We start from the raw sequence: 19,452 nt of genomic DNA, 5'->3' as shown, positions 1-19,452 counted from the left end.
AAAGTATGTGCTTCCTAGTAAACTCGTTATAACACCAATTGTAATACGTGCTAACGGTAGTTTTGGATCTTTGCAAGCCGTGTTTTCTACAAGATTCCCTTTATTTTTATAGTATCTTTAGTGTTATATGGCAAAGCACAACGAATTTGGGGCGAAAGGAGAGAAATTGGCGGAGGCGTACCTTTTAAAGAAAGGATACCGAATTGTCCATAAAAACTATCGGTATCAAAAAGCCGAAATTGATATTATTGCCCGGAAGGGCGATTTGTTGGTTGTGGTAGAAGTGAAGTCGAGAAGTTCCGAATATTGGCAGGATATTGCAGCTACTATAACCGATAAGAAAATCAAGTTATTGGTGAAGGCGGCAAATCATTATGTAGTTAGTAAAGATTTGGATGTGGAGGTAAGATTTGATATTGTGACAGTGCTTAAGGAAGGCCCTAATTTTAAGGTAGATCACTGGGAAAATGCCTTTTATCATTTCTAAACATTTGTTTTATTTGTAACAATTTGTTAATTTTACAGAAATTTTGATAAAATGAGAACTATTTCAGCGGTTGTAGAGGATTATATTAAGAAAAAACCATTCCTGCAAAGTGCGTTGGCTCAGGGAATTATAAATCTCACCTCCTTGTCTAGGATTGTAAAGCCCGAGATAGAGATGGAATTGGGAAAGGATATTAGAAACGGAGCTATCGTAATGGCTTTAAAACGACTTTCCGATGATCTTGAATTTCGTGCGACTCATAAAATTATTAAAGTTCTAAAAAATATTGGGGAGATAACCGTTCGCTCCTCCTTAACGGATTTTACATTTTTAATTTCCGATAGCATTTTAGAAAACCAAACTGCTTTATTGAAAGAGATCAACAAGAACAAGGACGTTTTCTATACTTCTTCTAGGGGGGTAAACGAAATGAACATTGTGGTGAGCAATAGTTTGGATGCTGCTGTAGAGGAATTGTTTAAGCAGGAAAAATGCACCCAAAAGGCCGAACACCTTTCCTCCATTACGGTAAAGCTGCCCTCAGAGAATGTTTCCGTACCCGGTATTTATTATTTCATTTTTCAGCGCTTGGCTTGGGAGGGGATTGTGTTGTACGAAGTGATCTCTACCACCAATGAGTTTACTATTATCGTAAATGATGAGCAGGTAGATGTAGCCTTTAGAACCATTAAGGATTTAAAGACCTTGTAAGGTGTTAATGTAGCATTGAGCTAATGTACCAATTAGATAATGTAGCAATGAGCTAATGTACCAATTAGATAATGTAGCAATGAGCTAATGTACCAATTAGATAATGTAGCAATTGGTTAATGTAGCAATGTGCCAATGAAATAATGCAATCCTGTAACAATGCATTCATTTGGCGCTGTGTTACTATATAGGTGGGGTAATTCTATCTACTACAGCCTTAAAAACTATGCGTAGAGGCTTGGTTTACCGAGCTTTTATAATAATCCAACCTCTATTTATGGCAGTAAATCCCTAGGTACTATCCGCAGAGTAGGGGTTCTTGATTGCACTAAATTAGTACTGTTCTTTTAAAAATTGAACCACCTCTTCATAATTTCCTGGCTTGGCAAGAATCCGTTTTTCCGCATCCAAAATTAAGTAGGTAGGGGTTTGATAAATATCGTAGGTTTTTACGTAGGGACTTTCCCATTTTCCCAGAGAGATCCCGTGAATGAAGTCGGGTAATCTAGAAGCTTCCATTTTCCAATTTTCCTGATCATTTTCCAGTCCTATAGCTAGTACTTTGGCGGAGGAAAAAGCTTTCATTTCTTGCTGTAATTTTGGGAGCTGGGTGGTGCAATGGGAGCATTCACTGCTCCAAAATACCAAAACGTAGTATTCGTTCCCAGACAATTCGCTCAGCTTATAGGATGTTCCTTCCCCATTCCATGCTACTTCCGGGGCAACAGCACCTATCTGCAATCGGTTGTGGGTGGCTATTTTCTGGATAAGGCCTGTGTTGTTGGTCGCTTTCGCCAATGGCTGTAAATACGCACTGTAGATATACTGGGCAGTGGGGTTCAGCTGGTTTTTTACCGCTATATCCCACAGTTTATCCATTATTTGAGTCGCAAATTCGGGATCTACCGTATCCAACATGGCAGCAACACGATCTATATTTTGCTGTAACTCCAATGCTACCTTATCCATAGACAGGGATTGGGTGGAGAACGTGTTAAACACATAGTTTGTAACCTTATTTACAAGAAAACTAGATCCTTGGAGTACCGGGTCTTTAAAATCTATGGCGTCAAAATAATGTTTCTTTTTATGGATAAGATATTTTTCTCTGTGTTGGTACTCCTTAGGGATATAAGGCTGGTTGGCTTTCACAAACCGTTCAGTCATAAGTCCTTTAGCCTGTTGTTCATACGATAGCTGAATACCTCTAAGTTGCTTAAAATGTTCCTCAATCATATCTTGATTGGGACGGTTGCTGGCATATAGTTGGTCTATTAGATACTCCAATTCATTTACCTGATCAAAGTAATTATAGTAGATAATGTTTTCCTGGGAGGCCTGGAATTCCAAGCCTGTTTCCAGATCAAAGGAAAGTACAATATCTTCCTTGCCGTTGTAGATTAGATCGAAGTAAAATTGGTCCTGAGGAATGGCGTAAACAATGCGATACATTCCTGTGGGGGAGTTTTCAGGGATTTCCAATTTAAATGCGCCATTTGTAATAGCGGCATCCGCAATATAAGATTGATCGGTTGCATTTATTTTATAGGCAATTAACCATTTTAGGTCTTCTGCCGGCGCCATATTCCCCGAAATACTATGTTGGGCCTGGAGGTTGAAGGCCAAGATGATTCCCAAAAATAGCAAGGTGTTCTTTATTGTCATAATGGAGTAGGTGTTAGGTAGATTCCACTTTAGAAGTTAGTTGCGCAGGGGCAAGCTGCTGCATGGCTCTATAGGCCTTATCCAAGGATTTAATATCATTGAACACCAACAAAAGTCGCAGTCCTTTACGGGTTTCTTTTTCCTTAAGCTTGGCTAGTTTAGGATTGCTTTGGATAAATTGTAAAACCGTAGTGAACTGTTTGCTTTGATAGAATTTGGATTGCTGATCGGCAATGAAATACCCTATCATCTTCCCCTTTTTCATTACAATTTTCTCTAAGCCTATGCCATTGGCAATCCATTTAATGCGAACCGAGTTTAATAGGTCTACTGCTTGGGTGGGCAGTTCCCCAAAGCGATCTATAAGGTGCGATTCAAATTTCTGCAGGGCTTCTTCTTCCTTAATTTGGTTGAGTTCTGTATACAGATTAAGGCGTTCGGTTATATTATTGATGTAATCGTCTGGGAATAACAGTTCCAGGTCTGTGTCTATTTGGGTGTCCTTTACAAAAACAGTGGGCTTTCCTTCCACTTCTTCGTAGAGTTCCTTAAATTCATTCTCCTTTAACTCATCAATGGCCTCAGACAATATTTTTTGGTAGGTGTCAAACCCAATATCGTTGATAAACCCACTCTGTTCGCCTCCCAAAAGGTCACCGGCTCCCCTAATTTCTAAATCTTTCATGGCAATATTAAAGCCACTTCCCAGCTCTGTGAATTGCTCCAAGGCCTCAATTCGCTTTCGGGCATCGTTAGTCATAACCTCATAGGGTGGGGTAATAAAGTAACAGAAGGCTTTTTTATTGCTTCGGCCTACACGTCCCCGCATTTGGTGTAGGTCGCTCAGTCCAAAATTATTGGCATTGTTAATAAAGATGGTATTGGCATTGGTAACATCCAAACCGCTTTCTACGATGGTAGTGGATACCAGTACATCAAACTCCCCATTAATAAAGGCCAACATAAGGGCTTCTAGCTTTTTACCCTCCATTTGCCCATGACCAATTCCTATTTTGGCATCTGGAACCAAACGCTGAATCATTCCCGCTACTTCCTGGATGTTCTCTACCCTATTATGAATAAAATAAACCTGACCGCCACGTTGAATTTCATAGGAAATAGCATCCCTGATTAATTCTTCATTAAAACGGATAACCTCACTTTGTATCGGATACCTGTTTGGAGGGGCCGTATTAATTACAGAAAGGTCCCTTGCAGCCATAAGGCTAAATTGCAACGTCCTAGGAATGGGGGTTGCCGTTAAGGTAAGCACATCTACATCTTCCTTTATAGCTTTGAGCTTGTCTTTTACGGATACGCCAAATTTCTGTTCCTCATCTACGATCAGTAGCCCAAGGTCTTTAAACTTAACGTTTTTATTCACCAATTGGTGGGTGCCAATAATGATATCTACTTTTCCAGCTTCCAAATCCTCCAAGGTTTGTTTCCTTTCCTTGGCGCTCCTAAAGCGGTTGAGGTAGTTAATGGAAACGGGCATCTCTTTTAGGCGTTCCGAAAAGGTTCGGTGATGTTGAAATGCCAAAATAGTGGTGGGTACTAGTACGGCTACCTGCTTGCCGTTATCCACTGCTTTGAATGCGGCACGGATGGCCACCTCGGTCTTTCCAAAACCTACATCCCCACAAACAAGTCGGTCCATAGGCCGATCGCTTTCCATGTCTTTTTTAATGTCCTCAGTAGACTTGCTCTGGTCTGGGGTGTCCTCGTAGATAAAAGAAGCTTCCAATTCGTGTTGGAGGTAACTGTCCGGACCGTATTGAAATCCTTTTTTAGCGCGACGTTTTGCATAAAGTTGGATAAGGTCAAAAGCAATCTTCTTTACGCGCGATTTAGCCTTGTCCTTAACTTTTTTCCATGCCCCGGACCCTAGCTTGTATATTTTTGGGGGTGAGCCGTCCTTGCCGTTAAATTTGGAGATTTTGTGTAAGGAGTGAATACTCACATATAGGATATCGCGTTCCCCGTACATCAGTTTTATAGCCTCCTGCATCTTGCCTTCCACATCTATTTTTTGGAGTCCGCCAAATTTTCCGATACCGTGGTCTATATGGGTTACATAGTCCCCTACCTCCAATTTGTTCAGGTCTTTTAGGGTAATGGCCTGTTTCTTGGCGTAACCGTTTTTTAGGTGGAATTTATGGTAGCGCTCAAAAATCTGATGATCTGTATAACAGGCAATTTTTAAGTCCTTATCTACAAATCCTTGGTACAGCGGGGAGACAATTGTTTTGTAATGTACTTCCTTATCCACCTCGTCAAAAATGTCATGGAAACGTTGGGCCTGCTGCTCTGTGGCACAAAAGAGGTAATTTATATACCCATTTTTGTGGTTCTGGTTGAGGTTGTCTATTAAAAGATCAAACTTTTTATTGAAGGAAGGTTGGGGTTGGGTATTAAAAAGTATGGTTTCCCCCGTATTGGAATCCTTGTTTCCGTCTATTTCAAATACGCTAAAATCTTCCAATTGTTCCCTAATGGTATCAGCATTGGCAAATAGCTCTAAGGGCTCTGCCCGCCTAATTTCTTTGGATAATTTGGCGAAGGCCTCTTTGGCCTTTTCATAAAAATCGTCCAACCTGTGGTAAAGATGGTGGAGGTTTTTGCTGAAGATAAGGGTGTTGGGGGCAATGTACTTAAGAATGCTCTCCCTGCTTTCGTCCAAAAACTTATGCTCTACATTGGGGATAAGAGTGATCTTCTTTACCTTTTGGTTAGAGAGCTGTGATTCTACATCAAAAGTTCGGATACTATCAACTTCGTCCCCAAAAAACTCGATACGGTAGGGTTCATCGTGGGAGAAGGAAAACACGTCCATAATTCCCCCTCTGAGTGAAAATTCACCTGGTTCGGTCACGAAATCCACCCGTTTAAATTGGTATTCGAACAACACCTCATTTAAAAAATCGAGCGAAAGGGTGTCCCCCAATTTAATTTTTAAGGTGTTTTTTTCCAGCTCCCTACGGGTGACTACTTTTTCGAATAGGGCATCGGGATAGGTAACGATAATAGCCGGTTTCTTTCTGGAGTTGATGCGGTTTAGAACCTCTGCCCGCAACAATACATTGGCGTTATCCGTTTCCTCTATTTGATAGGGCCTTCTATAGCTTCCCGGGTAGAAGAGGACATCCTTTTCCCCAATAAGTTGCTCCAAATCGTTTAAATAATAGGCGGCTTCCTCCTTATCGGATAGAACAAAGAGAAAGGGCGAAGATGCTTTTTGGAAAGCTTCTGCGACTACAAAGGACAGGGAAGAGCCCACCAAGCCCTTAATATTGGTCACGGAAGCGGGGTCCTTTGTCGTTTTATTTTGAGAATTGGCAATGGAATTCTGCAGTTTTCGCAGTTGCGGAGACTGTGCAAACAGTGGTGGCAGGATAGATTTTGTCAACCGTAAAATTTTTTACAAATATAACTAGAGATTTCGCTTTCCCCTAAAGATGGGGAAAGATTTAAAACCTATAGCCCTTAGTGGGGTTTCAGGATATGTGCCCAATCGAGGTTTTAGGGTTTTATACAATAAGCATAGTACGTATGCTATTTGGGGTGATATGCCAAAAGGTTAATGGTTGAATGAGGGTGGTTCCCAAGTAGTGGTTTCTACAAAATAGGGGCCTTTAAAGCCCCTAGATTGTAAGAAACATTAATTTGAATGGTAGTTTGCTAGTTTACCAGTTCCAGAATTTTTGAAACCGTTTCCTGATGGTTAACACCTAAGCCTTCTTTTTGATGGACTAATTCGCCCCCTTGATCAAAGACGCTAATGATATTGCTATGGGAGAAATCCAATGGAGAAATCCTTTTATAGTTAACCGCCAGCACGGCCGCAAATTCGCGTGTATTTGCTTCGGTCCCCCTTAATAATACCCACTGGTTAGACTCCATCAAATTTTCTTTGGCAAAAGCGGCCAATCGCTCAGGAGTGTCGGTTTCTGGATCGATACTAACCAGCACCAAGGTTACATCCTTTTTTTTGTCTGCCGGAATCTGTTTCTCAATATTGCGCATATCCGCAGCCAGTCTTGGGCATGCAGCCGGACAAGAGGTATAGATCATCACCATTACCACCACATTGCCCTGTAACTCCTTTAATTCAATTTCCTCGTTGTGCTGGGTAGTCCAAACAGACGGTAGGTTGTAGATGGAAAGATCGGAGATTTCACCCTCTTTTTTTTCTTTTTCCGCCACTAATGTTAAGTCCATATTACAGATAGGGCAGGTCCCAGGTTCCTCATAGGTTTTTTCTCCTTCACAAAACATGGGGCATTCGTAGGTGACGGTTTCCAGCTTGTCGCTCTTACCGAAATTACAACCGGTAAGGGTGCCTATAAGCAAAAACAAAAGGACTATTTTTAAGGTGTTTTTCATCTTACTTCCTATTTACTTACTATGGTTTTCATTTATATTTTCAAGAGGGGCTACACATCTAAATCCCAAGTTTCGCATGGTATAATTAGCTTTTAAGCTGCCTCTTAAGGCATAGCGCATAAAGGCGGCATAGTTCATAAGGTCCGTAGCTCCTACAGCGGCACTTCCGCAAAAAAGATTACTGTCTTTATCAACATCCTTCCGAGATTCCCCGGAAATTAATACCGAATTGAAATCTAGGGTCCATTCCCATACCAATCCATGGAGATCGTATATACCCCAGTAATTTTTAAAGGTAGAACCAATCTCTTTTTTAAAGGTTTTGAGAGCCTCGTACCAATCTAAAATCTGCTGGTTGTAGCTTTCTTTTCTTCGGGCATCTGCTGTAGTTTGGTCGGCCATGGCAGCATATTCCCACTCGTCTACAGTGGGCAAGCGTTTGCCTTGTAGCTCACAATAATTTTTTGCGGCAAACCACGAGATACTGGTAACAGGGGCATTGGGTTTTAATTTTTCCCCATAAGAAAGGTCCCCTTCCCAGTCTGACAAGTAGCTGCCGTCCGAAAACAATCGTTTTATCCTGCTGCGTTGCCATTGTGGATTTTCCTTTACGAAGTTTAAATATTCCCTGTTGGTCACGGGATATACGTCCATTTTAAAGGACTGTACATCAACGGTGGTAGAGTCTACTCCGTAGAGTGGAATATAAGTCCCTCCTTTTACCTCGGCCATATCATTCCGCTGAGCAGAGGTGGTAAATACAATGATACTACAGATAAAGGTTATGGCGATTCTTATGAAGGGACTCATATTTATTTGTTTTGTTTATAAAGGTTTATTTACTTCTTCTGCTCTTTACCATGGCCGGGGTAACTTCCTTTTTAGAATTTCCCCAACTGTTGTAAACATAGGTCAAAACATTGGCCACCTCTTCATCGGATAGGGTCTGAGCGGTCATCACACTATTATAATTCTTGCCGTTTACGGTTATTTCCCCGGTTAAACCGTACAAAACTATATCTATGGCCCGTTCAACATCGGCATTTAAATAATCCGAATTTGCAAGGGGGGGAATGCCTCTGGAATACCTTGTCCTTCTCCTAGGTGACAGGCAAAACAGGTCTGCATAAAAGTCGCTTTCCCGAATTCCATTTTCTCAGCCATTGTTTTGGCGGGTATTTCGGATTCTGGAGTTTCGTCCGTACTTGGCATGGTCTGTATCCCTGGGCCTTCCGGTAAATAGATGCCCTCTCTCAATTCTCCGGAATAGATCTTTTTGTTCTCTTCACCTTCTACTTTTAACATTCCCAGTGCCCCTTTATTAAAGGCCCTAAAAATAGAATGGTCTACAAGAATTAGCGTTCCCGGAACATCTACCTTAAATTCTACAATGGCTGCCCCACCAGCAGGGATTAGGGTGGTCTGAATGTTTTCATTGATCAGGTCGCCTCCCTCAACATAAACTTTATCAAATATCTCTCCGATCACATGGAAGGAAGAAACTAAATTTGGACCTCCGTTACCAACAAATAGGCGTACGGTCTCTCCAACATTTGCGGTGATGGCATTATCTCCGGTAAGAGCGCCCACACTTCCATTAAATACTACATAGTCTGCGTGTTCGTTGACCGCTTTCTGCATGTCGAACGGTTGTAATCCTCGTTCCCCATTGGCGCCTTTGGTATAGAAATCACCCTGCATAATGTAATATTCCTTATCTACCCGTGGCAATCCGCCTTCCGGTTCTACCAGGATTAGGCCGTACATTCCATTGGCAATGTGCATACCTACTGGGGCCGTGGCACAGTGGTATACATATAGGCCGGGGTTGAGGGTCTTAAAGGAGAATACCTTTTCGCGACCGGGAGCTACAAAGGAGGATTCTGCACCACCGCCGGGACCGGTAACGGCATGTAAATCTATGTTATGCGGCAATTTGTTGTCCGGGTGATTTTTTAATCGGAATTCTACCTCGTCACCAACCCTTGTCCTGATAAAACTTCCGGGTACCGTACCTCCAAAGGTCCAATATACATAACGGACCCCATTGGTCATTTCAGATTCCAACTCTAAAATCTCCATGTCGACAATCAGCTTTTTTGCCTTTCTCTTTCCTACCGGGGTCGGAACATGTGGGGGGGAGGTTAATTCTGCGGTCATTTCCCTTATGGCCGGGATTTCAGCTGTACTGGCATAAACTTTTTTCTCCTTTTCCGCACAGGAAAAAAGAAGGGAAGCCACCCCCGCAAGTTGGGTTGATCGCAAAACTAGTTTTTTAGTAGTATTAATTTTCATAATAATCGTTTTATGGTTTGGTTTATAAAAGTGATGTATAAATATGTTGGGTTTTAAGTGTCAAGATTAGTTAAATTTGGATGTAATAATTATGAGAATTATCATGTTGTTCCTTTTTATTAGACCATTGCGATGGTTATTGTTGCTATCAATTTATTGAACTGGCTAGGAACCATGCGGATTAAAAGTGAGCGAAAGGATCATACTGGGATTTATTATAGGGTATTGTTTTTCTAAACAGCTCCTTTACGGCCACCTTCGGAGGTAAACCGGCGGGTGTATAAAGCGAGGGATCCAAAGGATAAAGGGTGCGTTTTAGGGCCTGTGGTGCAGCGGAAATTGCAACTAATTCCATCCCGTTTCGTTTTTGGGGAATATAGGTGATGCTCCATGCAGCAATCTTAAGGCTATTACATGTTAAAGAAAGAAATCCTTGTTCTTTTTAATTGTTGGAGGAAAATAATGTGGGGTTAATGGTCATCATTATCCATCCCCAATTATTTGTGTTTCCATCAAAATTTGCTTTTAATGCTTCCATTCCAGTAGTTGGGAATAACTGTGAGTACCCAGCTGTTATCGAGACATATTTTTGTAGTTTGTGGTTATAGGCCAGATCTAATTCACTTCCAAGTTGTTTCTTATTGGTGCCAGCTATGGGGGCCTCCGCAGAGAAATTATGTAGCGCAATATTCAGGCTGCCTTTTTCGCCAAGTACCAGTTTGGTTTTTAGATAGAGATCCACCAATCCAACATTGTTGATATGGTTGCCCACATAAAAATAATCCATATGGCCATTGAACTTGTGGTTGGTGCCATAAAACGGGGTAAAAGCCTTGTTCTTCCCGTTGGCGGAAACTCCGTTGTTATTTCCACTTAGTGCCTCCCCGCCAAGACCTATCTGCCATTTTTCTGTTATCCTATAATTGCCTTCCAGAGCGACAAGAAATGCGTTTAAATCGTTATTGGCGACATCCTTGCCCATCTGGTAGAAAATATTGGAGGTTAAGCTCCAAGGTCCTTCTTGGAATGTAAGGTGGGTTCCAAGGGTTTGGCTATATCGAGTTTCGTTGTTATTGCTATTTATTAGGTCTATAAATTGCATCCCATTATTCAAAAATAAAAGACTGGCAGAAAACCGATCCCATGTTCTGTTTCCCCAGAGATACTGTAAACTCTTATAGGTGCCCGGTGTGGTTAGGGTAGTTCCGAAAAGATTTTCCGAATCTTGATTGTAGGCGAGGCCCAAATGGATGTTGAAATCCTGCTTGTGATACTTTAACAATAGGGCATCATGGCTACGTCCTTGTTGGGCCCATCCCACATTACCAAAAATCCGATGGTCATCATAACTAATTTCCTGTCTTCCCAATTTAACGGATACTCCTTCTTGCAGTAAAACCTCTCCCCAAGCTTGATGAATACCAAGTCCGTTCTCGTCAGATAGGTTTAGTTGGGGCACATCACCCCAAACCCTAACATCTTGGATGCTTAGATAAAAGGTAAGGCCTTCCAATTTGTAATCCGTATTAAGTCTTGTCCGTTGCGATACAAATAAGGCGGCATCCGTGTTGTCCGGAAATAGCGTTTTGTAGCCATGGCGATATTCGGATCGTGGACGTAATTCCGCGTCCAGGTTGAATTGTGCGTATCCCAAAGAAGTGATGAAAAAGCAAAATAGGATTTTGATGAGGTGCTGTGGTTTCATGCCGGGTCTGTTATTTATTGGGTTGAGCGATATCAAGAGAAGTAATTACACATTCTGTTCCTCCTAGTATACCAACTATCAGATGCAAAAATTTAATTTTCCGGTATAGTTTACTATGACGAAAATCAGCTCTGTCGTTTCTTACTAAAAAAAAATAGCATGTGGGTGAGTGGAAGCCAATTTTCAATTAGGGCGCCTATAGGTAATTAATCCCTTGAAAGGTCTTGGCAACCAAGGATTTCTTAGAATTGCTTAGCGGTATCTTTTGGTTATTGGTCATTAGGATATAGCCCCCATCGTTCCTGAAATATTTTTGCATATAAGTAGGGTTCACCAAATAGGATTGATGTACCCTAAGAAAGGAAAATCTTTTCAATAGCTTTTCCATATCTTTTAGGGTGCGACTAATAAAAAGTTTTTGCCCATTTTGTAAAAATATGGAGGTGTAGTTGTTTTGACTCTGACAATAGAGTATGTTCTGCACCTCTACAAACTCCAGACCATCACTTACAGGGATGGCTATCTTGTTTTGTAAGATGTTTTCTTGTTTAAGGTGGGTTAGAAGGTTTTGAATGTCAGAGGAAGTCTCTTCATTAGAGCGCGACTTTTCTTGCCATAGCTTTATTGCCTCTTCCAGTTCCTCTTCGTCTATTGGTTTTAATAAGTAGTAAATAGCCTTGGCCTTAAAGGCCTTGATGGCATATCTGCTATAGGCGGTAGTAAATATAACGTCGAAGGGAAGTTTGTTGAATTTCTCCAGTAGTTCAAAACCGTTCATACCGGGCATCTCCACATCCAGAAAAAGCAGGTCTATATCCAATCTTTTTAAGGCTGGTAATGCCGCTATGGGGTCGGTGCCTTTAAAAACGACCTTAAAATTTGGGAATAATTGACGGATGTGAAATAATAGGCTTTCTACGCAATGTAGTTCATCATCCAATATCGCAATGTTCATTACCTTGTTCCGTTTAATTTATTAATATTAAAAACAACGCAAGTGCCCAAGGCCTTCCCCTTGTCATCCGTTTTGTCCACTATAGTATAGTTTACAGACTGGTCATAACTTTTGTTGAACAGTTTAATTCGCTCATTTACTATTTCGGTGCCCCTGCTTTTATGTGGTTTATAGGAGGATCTTTTATTTTCTTGTCGCCCTTGGCCATTGTCATCGATATGAATTTCTACCCTATCCATTCTTTTTTCAACCTTTATGGCAACACATTTAGAGTCCTTTTTACTGGGTAACAGCCCATGCCAAATGGCGTTTTCTACAAAAGGCTGTAATAGCATGGTGGGAAGAAAAACCTTATTTGCTTCACTGCCAATTGAGTTGCAGATCGTGTAGGTAAAGTCACTGCTAAATCTATTTTCTTCCAATTCCAGATAATAGGTGGTGAGTTCCAATTCTTCTTGGAGACTGTGCATAGGTTTGTTGGCGGTCTCCAATACCATTCTTGTGAATCTAGAGAACTTCACCAAATACTTTACGGCTTTCTTGTTGTCGTTTTGCTGAATTAGATATTTGATGGAATTAAGGCAGTTAAATAAAAAATGTGGATTTAATTTCATCCTATTTGCCAAAATTTCTGCCTCCAATAAATTTCGTTTGTATTCTGCCGCTACCTTTTCCTTTTCTTGTTGATGGATGATGGATTGGGTTAGTTTTTTGTTTTGGTGGTTTCTGTACTGCAGCCATATTATGAGGGCCAAGGTTAGAAAAACTGCAGCTAATAGGAAAATGATAATCCCCCTATTTCTGATGGCTGCTTGTTGGTTAGCTATCTGGCTTTCTTGGTAGGCTTGTGTTTTCTTTAATAAGCCTATTTCTGTTTCCTTCTTTTCTAGATTAAATTGTTTACTTAGGGTAGCAATTTTTATTTCTTGGGAGGCCAGGTTTATGCTGTCCTGATAATCCCGCGCCTTTTTATAGTAGGAAAGTGCCTTGTTGTAATTGGACTTTTCTTCATATATGGCCGATATTATTTCAGAGATATTTACAATTAAGACCTTGTCCTTTAAATCTTCAGCTAGATTTAATGCCTTGTTTAGTCTTGCCAGACTTAGGTTGTACTTTTTTTGTTTAAAGGCAACTTCCCCTAGGTTGTAGAGGGTTAACGCCTGTCTTTGCTTATTTCCCAGTTCTTCAAAAATTTGATGGGCTTCCAAAAAGTAATCTTCGGCAATGTCTAGATGCTTGTTTTCTAGAAGGTAACTCGCTCCAAAGGATTTTAAGGTCATGGCTATCCCATAGGTGTCATCCAGCTCTTGGTTTAATTTTAGTAGCTTTCGTAAATAGGAACGGGCTGTTTCGTGCTGGCGTAATTGGTCGTGGTAGCCGCTTATGGTTATGTAATTCATAGCCAAACCTAAACGGTTATCTCCTTCTTGGGCAGCCTCTAGGGCTCGCTGTAGGTAATGTAGGCCTTCTTCTTGTCTTTGTGGGATGGCCATAAAGGTATTGCCAAGCCCATTGCAAGCTATTTCTATGTTTAGTAAATTGTTTTCTGCTTCTGCTATCCGCAGTGCTTTCATATAAAAGTCAACCGCCAACTCATAGTCTGCATTATACCTTCCGGCAACCCCGGCGTTATTGGCAAATATCATCTTATCCAGGGAATGCCCCTCAAAATTTTTGGCAATTTCAAAGGCCTTTACATGAAGCGGTATGGATAGCGGGTATTGTTGGTGATAGCGGTATAGTAAGCCTAAGTTGTTGAGGGCCCGGGCGTATATAATGGAATTGGGGGCGTTTATTGCTTGGTTTACAGCTTCTGTGGCAATTTCTAAATCCTCTTCCCCGTGATCTGATTGCCTGTGAAGCTCTCTAGATATCTTTATCTTCAAGGCCGTCTTTAGGGAGTCGGTAGTCGCTGTGGAAAGCTCTTGTTGCAATTGGTCCAGTTTACTTTGGGCCATACACCCAGCCCACATAAAGAATAGTAAAAGAGCCAAATAATGAGGGCGATGTCTTAATGCTGAAGCTCTATAAATCAAAATATCTTTTTTGTTGCCCATATGAAATTAGTGGTTCGGTCTGTTTGCGTAGGGTTAGCATTTATATTAAAGAAGGGTGTAGGGAAGAACGCGGCTATAAGTTTGGCATTGGAAATACGAATCACTGTTCTGAGACTTGTGCAAGGCAGTAGGTGGTTTTATGGAGGGTTGGGGGGTAGAAAACCTGCTGAATCCATTTCTTATAATGCTGCTAATGGGTACTATTATCGTCATTTCCCTGGGGGATTAAAAATTCAATTTAAATATAACCTACTTGTTTGGGTGATAGGGTGTTATATCGGTGATAGTGGTCCTATTGTCGGTGTCCTGTCTAACCCATTTATTATATAGTGGTTTTGGGTGAGAATTTCTGGGGATTCATTGAGTATGCCTCTATAAACGTAATTCTAATTGGGTTGCCGGGTTTACTAAATAGGGGGTGGCGTTTACTAGTTTGCTCTTGTGAACCGGATTAAATAAAGGGTGTTTTGAAGGGAATGGAAAAAAAACAATTCAGGAATATGTAAACAATCAATTTAAACAATTATGAGGAAAAATATTTTAATGACCACTTTTGCGCTCTTGGTTGCAGTGGGTGCAATGGCACAGGATGGCTTTCATAAAATAGGGGTTGGGGCCGAAATTGGACTCCCTATGGGGGACTTTGGAAAGGCATACAATAGTGGTTTTGGGGCTACGGGCAAAGTGTATTACGGGCTCAATGAAAACGCTAATATTACGGGGACCTTGGGATATATCCGTTTTGGATTGGACGGGGGTCCGGATGTTAGTGGGCATATGGGCATGGTGCCCATTATGTTTGGCTATCATCACGATTTTGATGGACTTTATATTGAGCCTCAATTGGGGCTAGTGGCATTGAGCTCCAAAATAGATATGTCTGGTTTTGGAGGGAGTTCTTCAGCTACCGAAGTGAGTTTGTCTCTTGGAGGAGGTTATAGCACCGGGGAGTGGGATTTTGGATTGAGGTATCAGATAGTGAGCAATGCCAATTTTTTAGGAGCGCGGATAGCTTATAATTTTTCAATATAAAATAAGAATACGTAAGAAATGAAATCAATTTATAGTAATACACTAGGCTTTTTAATTGTATCAGTAATGCTATTTGGCATCTCTGCCTGTTCTAAAGATGAGGGGCGCGGTGGTCTAGAGGATGTGTCAGGGGATAGTTATATAAGCATGAAGATCAATGGACAGGTGTGGAAAAGTGATTTGGCTGGGGTGACCACCTTTTATAAGGCGGCAGAAGAAGGAAATGAGGATTTCTTTACAGTGGGTATCTCAGGATTTAAATGCGAGGATTGCGATGCAGAAGCCGTGCTAGGGGAGGAGGTGGAGAGCCTTGGTATTATCATAGTGATCCCCATGAATAAATATAATGATCCTAATGGAGCTTATGTGGCAGGTTCATTGGATGACGATAATCTGGATGCTAATGGGGAAAGTATGGTTGTTTTCCATAAATCAACTGTTGAGAAGGAGCAATTATGGGATTATTATATTTCCGATGATGTTGCTGGTAAAGTGAAATCTAAAAGAAGTGTGAAAATCAATGGTTTTAAAACAGGCAAATTTGGTTTCTATGGGGAAACCGTGGAGGGATATACTCATCTCTCCGGTACTTTTGAGTACGATCTGTTTAAAGCTATGGGCGAGGCTGAAAGTCCAGAAAAACTGGTGATCACCGAGGGGAAATTTCACTTGGATGCGCTATCATTTTATAAAGGTTTCCTATAATGTAAGCATACAAGTTGAGTTAGTTGCAATGGCAAGGCTCCAAAGGTACCTTGCCATTTTAATTTTACCTATACTTGTCATTTTTGTGGGTATATTTAGATTGTTTAAAAGATTTAATAAAGGAGGATAAGGTGAGGAGGTATAAATTAGCTTTGATAGGTAGTGGATCGCTAGGAAGCATCATCGGGAAGGTTGTTACCGAAGATTTGCATGATAGTTATGAGGTGTTAGGTATTTTTAGCGAAAGGATAGAAAATGCAACAAAGTTAGCAGATGAGCTTGGCTGCAAGGTGTATAAAACGTTAAACGAGGTAATAAACGATAAGCCAGATTACATTGTTGAAGCTGCCTCTCCAGAGGTGTTTAAAGATATTGGAATGGAAATTCTGGAAAACGGCATAAGTTTAATTCCTTTATCGGTTGGTGCTCTTGCAGACGGGGAATTTTACAATAAGGTAAAAAAAACAGCCTCGGATCATGGTTGTCGCGTTCATATACCCTCCGGAGCAGTAGGAGGTTTAGATGTTTTGCGTGGATCTATGTTGATGGAGGAGGTAGAGGTAAGTATTACCACGGAAAAATCCCCTAGATCACTAAATGGAGCTCCATATTTAGGAGGCAGGGAGCTTTCTGAGGATAAAGTAGAAGAAATATTTAGTGGTTCTGCGTTGGAGGCAATAAAACATTTTCCAAAAAATGTTAATGTTGCGGTGGCTACTGCCTTGGCAGCAACGGGAGTTGAAAGTACTAACGTATCTATTAAAAGTATACCTGGGTTTAAAAACAACAAGCATAAGATTGTGCTAGTAGGAGAAACGGTAAATGTTAGTGTGGTGATTGAGACAACACCATCTAAGGACAATCCTAAATCTAGTGTACTAGCGGCATATAGTGTAATTAGCTTGCTTAAAAACTTAGTGTCTCCTATGCTTTCTAATAGGTTTAGTAGCTGGCAGAATAATGGATTTATCTGCCTATTGTGATTTTTTAAATATCCTATGGAAAAATTTATTCTTTTATTATTGTACCTATGTGGTACCTGGGAATAAAAAAAGGCTTTAACATTTCCGTTAAAGCCTTTCGTACTCGAGGTGGGAATCGAACCCACACTCCAAAGGAACTGGATTTTGAATTCTCGATTGTCTGGTCTTATATGGCTCTAAATGGCTTATAAACAGGTTGTTAGTGTTTTTTGAAGAGCCATATAAAACCATATAAAACCAAGAAAAACCATCATTTGTTGTACCTATGTTGTACCTAGAATTCGTATATTTAATACAAACTAGTGGTTATGGGGTCAAGTATAAAGATAACGCTTCGGAAAAAAGCAAACAAACAAGGTCATTTCCCCTTAGCTGTTCGAATCACCAAGGACAGGAAAACCAACTATTTGTATATTGGACATTATATCGACGCTAAATATTGGGATAAAGAAAAACTAGAGGTAAGGAAATCCCATCCAAATTCTCAACGCCTAAATAATTTGCTCGTACAAAAGTTGGCTGAAGCCAATCAAACTAGAATAGACCTTCAAACACGGAAAAATGATATTTCGTCTAAGCAAATAAAAAAGGAGATCGCAAATCCTCTTTCCAAAACTAGCTTTAAGGAAATTGCTGACCAATATCTAGAAGGGTTGGAAAAAACAAATAAACTTCAACGTTTATCATCTGATAAAGCTCGAATTGGTCATTTTATCAGGTTTGTTAACAATGAAGAATTAAGCTTTCAGGAAATTGATGAGACCTTGTTGCGCCGCTTTTCTCTTTATTTGAAATCAACTAGAAATCTATCCCAACGTTCGGTGGTTAACAATTTAATTGTTTTAAGAACCCTTTTCAACAAAGCTATACGATTAGGAATTGTGGACCAAAAACAATATCCCTTTGGGGCCCACAAAATATCTTTAAAATTTCCGGAAACAAAAAAAGTAGGATTGAATATAGAGGAAATACAGTCTCTTGAGGCATTGGATGATTTATCTAAGCAGGAATTTAATGCCCGAAGTATTTGGCTCTTTAGTTTTTATCTTGCAGGAATGCGAGTCGGTGATGTTCTACAGATAAAATGGAATAATATTTATGATGGTCGGTTACACTATCGTATGGGAAAGAATAATAAGCTGTTGTCATTTAAATTACCCGATAAAATAAACGGGATACTTAAGGTTTATGAAAAGGACAAGCGATTTGATGATGATTTTGTTTTTCCTGAAATGAAAACGGCCAATCTGAAAAATCCCAAGGATTACTTTAAAAAATTGAAAAACGGGAATAGAAAGGTTAATAAATACCTAGGCAAAATTGCAGAAAAAGCGGGGATAACAAAAAAGCTTACCATGCATATAGCTCGTCATAGTTTCGGTAATATAGCAGGTGATAAAATACCTATTCAGATGTTGCAAAAACTTTATCGGCATTCCTCGGTGACCACCACCATAAATTACCAGGCAAATTTTATGCATAGGGACACAGATAATGCTTTGGAGAAGGTCATTAATTTTTAATTCCCTTCCGATGGCTATAGAGAAAAATATCTAACCAAGGTCATATCCAAATAATTATAGAACATTAATTGTATCTTTACAGTGAGTAAATAAAATTACAATGGACTTACAGGCGGATTTAAAATGGATACACAAAGAGCTCGATAAAGTAAAAGACCCTATATTTATCGAAGCAATAAAGAATATGCTGAAATACAATAAGAAAGTATCATCGGAGCGTATCAGTATCGAACAGTATAATCAGGAAATTGACACATCCATTGCTCAAATAGAAAGCGGACAGACGTACACTCACCAACAAATGGAAGAGCGCATTAAAAAATGGGGAAAACAATAATCTGGACCCATCAGGCAGATGCAGAGCTCAATGAAGCCTTTTTGGACTTATTGGAGCAATCCGAGTCGCTTGAAACCACCACTAAGATCATCACTGAAATTTATGAATCGGCTGCGATATTAGCGACCAATCCAGAGATATATAAGTTGGATATCCTCAAGGAAAACAATAATGGGAATATCAGGGCATACGAAAAACACACCTATAGAATATCCTATTTGGTGGAGGAGGAGGCCGTATATATTATCCGTGTACGCTACGCAAGAAAGGAACCACTTGGATATTAAGAATTCCTAAGGCCCAAAATTTAGGCCGCCCCAACTTTCTAAAAACCAATTCTCTTTGTATTTGGAATAATCCGTAAGCTCGTCTTTAAACCCGTTATAGGCTTCCTCCTCTTGAGAGGTGGTAGGGCCCATGAGCGTTTCCAGGGCGTTCCATCCTGCTCGGAGTGTGTTGGCCTGTGCCAGACGCTCCCGCTCATTGGCAACGGTCACCAAGGCCTCCTTGAATCCGTTTGCCATATGGTGCTCTACGAGTTCCAGTGGCAAATTGGGGGTTATCCTGTCCAACACGTAACTATATGCCGCTTGTTTATAAAGTCCGCA

17 protein-coding genes and 1 pseudogene are annotated in these 19,452 nt (G+C 40.5%); 8 read left to right on the top strand and 10 right to left on the bottom strand.

Annotation, left to right across the window (positions count from 1 at the left end; all coding sequences use genetic code 11):
- Nucleotides 1-127: 127 nt before the first annotated feature.
- Together BV214_RS10740 and BV214_RS10735 are read left to right on the top strand one after the other, a co-directional pair.
- Nucleotides 128-487 (top strand): YraN family protein, encoded by a 360-nt coding sequence (locus BV214_RS10740; protein WP_086477507.1) that lies wholly within the window; start codon nucleotides 128-130, stop codon nucleotides 485-487.
- A gap of 51 nt (nucleotides 488-538) precedes the next feature.
- On the top strand, nucleotides 539-1,198 hold the full coding sequence (locus BV214_RS10735; RefSeq protein ID WP_086477506.1) for an aspartate kinase: 660 nt from the start codon (nucleotides 539-541) through the stop codon (nucleotides 1,196-1,198).
- A 333-nt stretch (nucleotides 1,199-1,531) separates the two neighbouring features.
- Here the strand turns inward: BV214_RS10735 and BV214_RS10730 are convergent, their stop codons facing one another.
- The 9 genes and pseudogenes from BV214_RS10730 to BV214_RS10695 all read right to left on the bottom strand — a co-directional run bounded on the left by BV214_RS10730 (nucleotide 1,532) and on the right by BV214_RS10695 (nucleotide 14,264).
- Nucleotides 1,532-2,863, bottom strand: coding sequence for a TlpA family protein disulfide reductase (locus BV214_RS10730; protein ID WP_086477505.1), 1,332 nt, complete (start codon nucleotides 2,861-2,863; stop codon nucleotides 1,532-1,534).
- Between the two features lie 13 nt (nucleotides 2,864-2,876).
- The gene (gene mfd, locus BV214_RS10725; RefSeq protein ID WP_086477504.1) at nucleotides 2,877-6,272 is read right to left on the bottom strand and encodes a transcription-repair coupling factor; all 3,396 of its coding nucleotides are present in this window, start codon (nucleotides 6,270-6,272) and stop codon (nucleotides 2,877-2,879) included.
- A gap of 272 nt (nucleotides 6,273-6,544) precedes the next feature.
- Nucleotides 6,545-7,249, bottom strand: coding sequence for an SCO family protein (locus BV214_RS10720; protein ID WP_245806779.1), 705 nt, complete (start codon nucleotides 7,247-7,249; stop codon nucleotides 6,545-6,547).
- 12 nt (nucleotides 7,250-7,261) lie between these two features.
- The gene (locus BV214_RS10715) at nucleotides 7,262-8,059 is read right to left on the bottom strand and encodes a formylglycine-generating enzyme family protein (RefSeq protein WP_394334935.1); all 798 of its coding nucleotides are present in this window, start codon (nucleotides 8,057-8,059) and stop codon (nucleotides 7,262-7,264) included.
- 25 nt (nucleotides 8,060-8,084) lie between these two features.
- Nucleotides 8,085-9,544, bottom strand: a pseudogene (gene nirK, locus BV214_RS10710) (copper-containing nitrite reductase).
- A 181-nt stretch (nucleotides 9,545-9,725) separates the two neighbouring features.
- Nucleotides 9,726-9,899 carry a hypothetical protein gene (locus BV214_RS16805; protein WP_176328500.1) on the bottom strand — a complete coding sequence of 58 codons (174 nt, stop codon included), beginning with the start codon at nucleotides 9,897-9,899 and terminating at the stop codon, nucleotides 9,726-9,728.
- Between the two features lie 87 nt (nucleotides 9,900-9,986).
- The gene (locus BV214_RS10705) at nucleotides 9,987-11,249 is read right to left on the bottom strand and encodes an alginate export family protein (protein WP_086477503.1); all 1,263 of its coding nucleotides are present in this window, start codon (nucleotides 11,247-11,249) and stop codon (nucleotides 9,987-9,989) included.
- A gap of 196 nt (nucleotides 11,250-11,445) precedes the next feature.
- A complete protein-coding gene (locus BV214_RS10700; protein ID WP_086477502.1) occupies nucleotides 11,446-12,204 on the bottom strand; it encodes a LytR/AlgR family response regulator transcription factor in 759 nt (252 codons plus the stop codon).
- Nucleotides 12,204-14,264 (bottom strand): tetratricopeptide repeat protein, encoded by a 2,061-nt coding sequence (locus tag BV214_RS10695; protein ID WP_086477501.1) that lies wholly within the window; start codon nucleotides 14,262-14,264, stop codon nucleotides 12,204-12,206. Before BV214_RS10695 ends, BV214_RS10700 begins: the two co-directional genes overlap by 1 nt.
- Nucleotides 14,265-14,789: 525 nt before the next feature.
- Between BV214_RS10695 and BV214_RS10685 the strand changes: the two genes are divergently transcribed.
- The 6 genes from BV214_RS10685 to BV214_RS10660 all read left to right on the top strand — a co-directional run bounded on the left by BV214_RS10685 (nucleotide 14,790) and on the right by BV214_RS10660 (nucleotide 19,131).
- Nucleotides 14,790-15,296 carry an outer membrane beta-barrel protein gene (locus BV214_RS10685; protein WP_086477499.1) on the top strand — a complete coding sequence of 169 codons (507 nt, stop codon included), beginning with the start codon at nucleotides 14,790-14,792 and terminating at the stop codon, nucleotides 15,294-15,296.
- 18 nt (nucleotides 15,297-15,314) lie between these two features.
- Nucleotides 15,315-16,001: a hypothetical protein gene (locus BV214_RS10680; RefSeq protein ID WP_140157748.1), complete on the top strand. Its 687-nt coding sequence runs from the start codon at nucleotides 15,315-15,317 to the stop codon at nucleotides 15,999-16,001.
- An 83-nt stretch (nucleotides 16,002-16,084) separates the two neighbouring features.
- On the top strand, nucleotides 16,085-16,984 hold the full coding sequence (locus BV214_RS10675; RefSeq protein WP_176328499.1) for an aspartate dehydrogenase domain-containing protein: 900 nt from the start codon (nucleotides 16,085-16,087) through the stop codon (nucleotides 16,982-16,984).
- Between the two features lie 308 nt (nucleotides 16,985-17,292).
- Nucleotides 17,293-18,507, top strand: coding sequence for a site-specific integrase (locus tag BV214_RS10670; RefSeq protein WP_086477496.1), 1,215 nt, complete (start codon nucleotides 17,293-17,295; stop codon nucleotides 18,505-18,507).
- 100 nt (nucleotides 18,508-18,607) lie between these two features.
- Nucleotides 18,608-18,844, top strand: a complete 237-nt coding sequence (locus BV214_RS10665) for a hypothetical protein (RefSeq protein WP_072765330.1) — start codon at nucleotides 18,608-18,610, stop codon at nucleotides 18,842-18,844.
- On the top strand, nucleotides 18,829-19,131 hold the full coding sequence (locus tag BV214_RS10660) for a type II toxin-antitoxin system RelE/ParE family toxin (RefSeq protein WP_072765331.1): 303 nt from the start codon (nucleotides 18,829-18,831) through the stop codon (nucleotides 19,129-19,131). The genes BV214_RS10665 and BV214_RS10660 overlap by 16 nt, the downstream gene beginning before the upstream one ends.
- A 6-nt stretch (nucleotides 19,132-19,137) precedes the next feature.
- Here the strand turns inward: BV214_RS10660 and BV214_RS16800 are convergent.
- The coding region (locus tag BV214_RS16800; RefSeq protein WP_176328498.1) for a hypothetical protein at nucleotides 19,138-19,452 on the bottom strand (315 nt) is incomplete at its 5' end.

Source organism: Arenibacter amylolyticus (genome assembly GCF_002150785.1).
Lineage (GTDB): Bacteria > Bacteroidota > Bacteroidia > Flavobacteriales > Flavobacteriaceae > Arenibacter > Arenibacter amylolyticus.
This window is presented reverse-complemented; position numbering and strand designations above follow the sequence as displayed.